This window comes from Rhodococcus sp. EPR-134 (genome assembly GCF_001647205.1).
Taxonomy (GTDB): domain Bacteria; phylum Actinomycetota; class Actinomycetes; order Mycobacteriales; family Mycobacteriaceae; genus Rhodococcus_F; species Rhodococcus_F qingshengii.
This window is the reverse complement of record NZ_LVCT01000293.1, coordinates 1-3732: the sequence shown is the minus strand read 5'-3', so window position 1 is coordinate 3732 and position 3732 is coordinate 1. Positions and strand designations below refer to the sequence as shown.

Annotated in this window: 6 protein-coding genes; 2 read left to right on the top strand and 4 right to left on the bottom strand. The window is 64.4% G+C overall.

Annotated features, from left to right (window positions below):
* Nucleotides 1–696, bottom strand: a 696-nt coding sequence (locus A2J01_RS13450) for a DUF3159 domain-containing protein (protein WP_064112881.1), incomplete at its 3' end; no start/stop codon positions are given.
* 52 nt (nucleotides 697–748) lie between these two features.
* Nucleotides 749–1123 (bottom strand): OB-fold nucleic acid binding domain-containing protein, encoded by a 375-nt coding sequence (locus tag A2J01_RS13445; RefSeq protein ID WP_003942613.1) that lies wholly within the window; start codon nucleotides 1121–1123, stop codon nucleotides 749–751.
* A gap of 138 nt (nucleotides 1124–1261) precedes the next feature.
* On the opposite strand from A2J01_RS13445, the gene A2J01_RS13440 reads away from it, so the two are divergent.
* Nucleotides 1262–1987 carry an alpha/beta fold hydrolase gene (locus A2J01_RS13440; protein ID WP_030536884.1) on the top strand — a complete coding sequence of 242 codons (726 nt, stop codon included), beginning with the start codon at nucleotides 1262–1264 and terminating at the stop codon, nucleotides 1985–1987.
* A gap of 11 nt (nucleotides 1988–1998) precedes the next feature.
* Here A2J01_RS13440 and A2J01_RS13435 read toward each other — a convergent pair whose 3' ends face one another.
* Both A2J01_RS13435 and dut read right to left on the bottom strand, forming a co-directional pair.
* Nucleotides 1999–2838: a DUF3710 domain-containing protein gene (locus tag A2J01_RS13435; RefSeq protein ID WP_003942585.1), complete on the bottom strand. Its 840-nt coding sequence runs from the start codon at nucleotides 2836–2838 to the stop codon at nucleotides 1999–2001.
* Nucleotides 2839–2841: 3 nt separating this feature from the next.
* Nucleotides 2842–3336 (bottom strand): dUTP diphosphatase, encoded by a 495-nt coding sequence (gene dut / locus A2J01_RS13430; RefSeq protein ID WP_003942635.1) that lies wholly within the window; start codon nucleotides 3334–3336, stop codon nucleotides 2842–2844.
* A 41-nt stretch (nucleotides 3337–3377) separates the two neighbouring features.
* Between dut and A2J01_RS13425 the strand changes: the two genes are divergently transcribed.
* The coding region (locus tag A2J01_RS13425; RefSeq protein ID WP_064112882.1) for a DUF3093 domain-containing protein at nucleotides 3378–3732 on the top strand (355 nt) is incomplete at its 3' end.

The window sequence follows — 3732 nt, the reverse complement described above, 5'->3', positions numbered from 1 at the left end:
TTCGCGCGGCTTCGTCAGATTCACCGAGCCCACCTCTTCGGACCCTGCGTCCGTGGCGGTGGGCTCGCTGCTTTCGGGCTCCACAACCGGTTCAGGCTCGACGATGCGATCGGCCTTACGCACAGCCCAGACCGTCACGAGCAGCACCAAACCGGTCAACGGCCAACCCATGCCGATACGCGCGACTGCGAGCCATCCGGTGTGGTCGGTGTCGTAGAGCTGTGACTGAACGAGATACCGCGCACCGAAGACCAACGCCCACGCTGCCGTCGCGACGTCGTAGAGCCGGACGGCGGAGCTGTGCTTGCGCCAGAGATTGCCGTGCCCGTTGAGATAGCCCCAGATGATTCCGACGAGGGGCCAGCGTACGAGGATCGAAATCAGGAAGACCGCACCGTAGGCGAGGCTCGTGTAGATACCGAAGAGGAAATATCCTTTGGCGTCGCCGGTGCGGTAGGCGATGAATGCGGAAACTCCGACTCCGAGAAAACCGGAAATAGCGGGTTGGAGGGAATCCTTGTGGAAGAGGCGCCAGGCCGCGATAGCGACAGCGACGCCCAATGCAGCCCAGATTGCCGCGGTGAGATTCCAGATGCTGTTGACCGGGACAAAAATCAGAATCGGCAAAGACGAATAGATCAGACCACTCAGCCCGCCGAGTTGGTCGATTACCGATCGCTGTTGTGTTTCAGTCACCTGTCGAGGGTGCCACAGTCACCGAGTTGCACGGTAAATGCGGGAAACGCGCCTATTCGCCGCGCAGTTCGTAGTAAGGGTTGAAGATCGCCTTGCGACCGTCACGCTCGCCCACACGACCGCGGATCAGCAGGGTCTTACCGGTCTCGATTCCCGGGATCCGGCGACGCCCGATCCAGACGAGATTGATCACCTCGGTGCCATCGAAGAACTCGGCCTCGATGCTGGCATTTCCCGACTTGGGACACGCGTCGACGCTGCGGAGTCGGCCCACCATCGTGACTTCTTCACCGCGACGACAATCGCATGCCTTCTGACCTCCGGAAGCCTTGTTGGACTCGGCCATCTCCTGGGCGTCCAACTGGTCGACGTCCTCGGTCAGACGCTGGGTCAGTCGACGAAAATATCCTGCGGCGGCGGGTGCCATTGCGCGCTCCTGCGAACATGTGTGACGCAAGGGTTTCGCGTCACGTGAAGGGCTGTGTGATCGCCACTGTAGACCCATTACGAGCGTGTAACCACACCGGTCAGTCCGCGTCTCGGGGGCACCGGGCAAGATCAAGAGATGCAGAACTCGGAATTGGCGACCGTTGCCGTCGTTCTCCCAGGTACAGGCTCTGACGCCCACTTCGCGGACCGCGCATTCCGGGCGCCGCTGGAGGCTCTGGGTGTGCGCATCGTCGCAATTGAACCGGACCCTCGGCGTGTCGTGGACGGCTATCTGGACGCGATGGACAGAGCCGCGGACACGCACGGCCGAATCATCGTCGGAGGGGTCTCGATCGGAGCGGCCGTTGCACTCCAGTGGGCCGCCGACAATCCCGATCGAACCGTGAGTGTGTTGGCAGCGCTTCCGGCCTGGACGGGCTCGGCCGACGACGCACCCGCAGCAGCGAGCGCGCGGTTCACCGCCGGGCAACTGCGCTCCGAAGGCTTGGAGTCGGTGATCGCTGCGATGCTCGCGTCGAGTCCGGCGTGGCTCGGAGCCGAACTCGAGCGCTCCTGGCGCTCTCAGTGGCCCGATCTCCCGGCTGCGCTCGACGAGGCGGCGTCGTACCACTCACTCGGCGAGAGCGCGCTACGGGCGGTGGGCGTTCCGGTCGGCATTGCGTCGGCGGTGGACGATCCGGTTCATCCCGCGTCAGTGGCGCAGGCCTGGGCGGCTTCACTCCCCCGCGGCGCAGTCGCCACGACGACGCTCGACATGATCGGGCGCGACCCCGCGGTTCTCGGGTCCACCTGCATCAAAGCGCTCGCGGCGATCGAATCCGATACCACCGCGAGCGCCTGAAGAAAATTCTGTTACTGACCCAATTGCTGCATGGCAGAACCGGATTCGCCGCTACGAGGCGGCGGGGTCGGCCGTGCTGGAGGTGCCGGCGGAGCGGGCGGTGCTGACTGCTGTTGCTGCTGGGCGGCGACCTGTTGCTGCTGCGCTGCCGCCAACTGCTGCTCGTGTGCGGCCGCCAACTGCTCGGCGAGCACCTGCGGGAGCACCACGGGCAGCGGTGTCCGCACCGGATGCGGCTCTGATCCTCGGTTGACGACGGTGTCACGCAAGATGTCCCGTGCGATTGCCACCAGAGGGGCGTTCGCGGCGGTGGATCCACTCGGACCCGCGACCACGCAGCGCACCATCCACCGGGGACCGTCGACGCCGATGAACCGCAGGTCCATGTTGGCCGTCACAGCAGCCAGTTCACGGCCCCACGGGCCGTTCTCGACGCTCACAGCGGAATTGTCGTCGCGAAGCGACTGCGCGAGCTCGGCAACGACCTCACGCCACTGACCGGGCGATTTCGGGGCGGCGTAGGCAGCAACCGTGATGCGGCCGTGCTCGGTGACCAGGTGCACGGCCTGCGGCGAACCGTTGGGCGCCATCTCGACCTGCAACTGCCCGCCGGTCGGCATCGGCACCAGAACGGAACCGAGATCAAGACGCTGACCGTCACGGCCTGCCGTCGGATCGTCGGAATCGATCTCCGAGATGTCGTAAGGGCCTTCCGATTCGTCACCGAACTCGTCGCCGGTGACTTCGAGATCGTCTTCGACCTCGTCGATCTCCACCGACTCGTCGTTCTCGTCACCGAAGAAGCTGGTGGTTTCCTCGTCGACGTCTGTCTTCTTCTTGCGTCCGAACATGATTCAGACTCCCTCTCCGACTACCGCGCCAGGCGCATCGGTATCGAGTATCGCGTGCCCGCCGCTGGAACCGTAACCTCCGGTTCCTCTGGTCGTGTCGTCCAGCGATTCGACTTCCTCGAAAACCGGAAGTTCGACTCGTTGAACCACGAGCTGAGCGATTCGGTCACCGCGGCGGATGTCGATGGCTGTGGCCGGATCGAGATTGATCAAGCAGACCTTGAGTTCGCCCCGGTATCCCGCGTCCACGGTTCCGGGCGCATTCACGATCGACAGTCCCGATTTGGCGGCGAGTCCGGAACGCGGATGGATCAACCCGACGGTGCCCACCGGCAAAGCGATCGCGATCCCCGTTCCGACCAGTGTTCGGTGGCCGGGTTCGATGGTGACGTCGCTGGTGGAGCACAGATCCACACCCGCATCTCCGGGATGCGCACGCTGTGGAACGGGCAGGTCTGGATCCAGTCGCTTCAAGGCGATGGAGAGATGGTCGCTCACGTGGGCCAAGACTACTCGTAGCGACGGACTATCCTTGACAGGTGCCCGAAACATCTCGACCTGACGTCGCCACCACAACGCCCCCGTCCACGACGCTGTACTCCGAGCGCCTGTGGGTGCCGATCTGGTGGTGGATCGCCGGGCTGGCCGTAGCCGGACTCCTCGCGGCCGAGGTCCACATGGGCCGCCCGGGGCTTCTCTCGTACCTGGCGTACGTCGTACTACTCCCGATCCCGATCTGGGCGGCATTCTGGCTCAGCCGGATGCGCGTCGAGGTGGTGGAGACAGCAGGGGTGAAGGAATTGCACGTGGGTAGAGCCCACCTGCCGGTCGAGTTGATTTCACGGGCGGCAGCAGTGCCGGCTTCCGCGAAGAGTGCTGCGATGGGGCGCCAAC

Bases quoted from the DNA above. Each gene is read 5' to 3' on its own strand.
- A2J01_RS13445 (WP_003942613.1), bottom strand. From the start codon at position 1,123: ATGGCACCCGCCGCCGCAGGATATTTTCGTCGACTGACCCAGCGTCTG.
- A2J01_RS13440 (WP_030536884.1), top strand. From the start codon at position 1,262: ATGCAGAACTCGGAATTGGCGACCGTTGCCGTCGTTCTCCCAGGTACA.
- A2J01_RS13435 (WP_003942585.1), bottom strand. From the start codon at position 2,838: ATGTTCGGACGCAAGAAGAAGACAGACGTCGACGAGGAAACCACCAGC.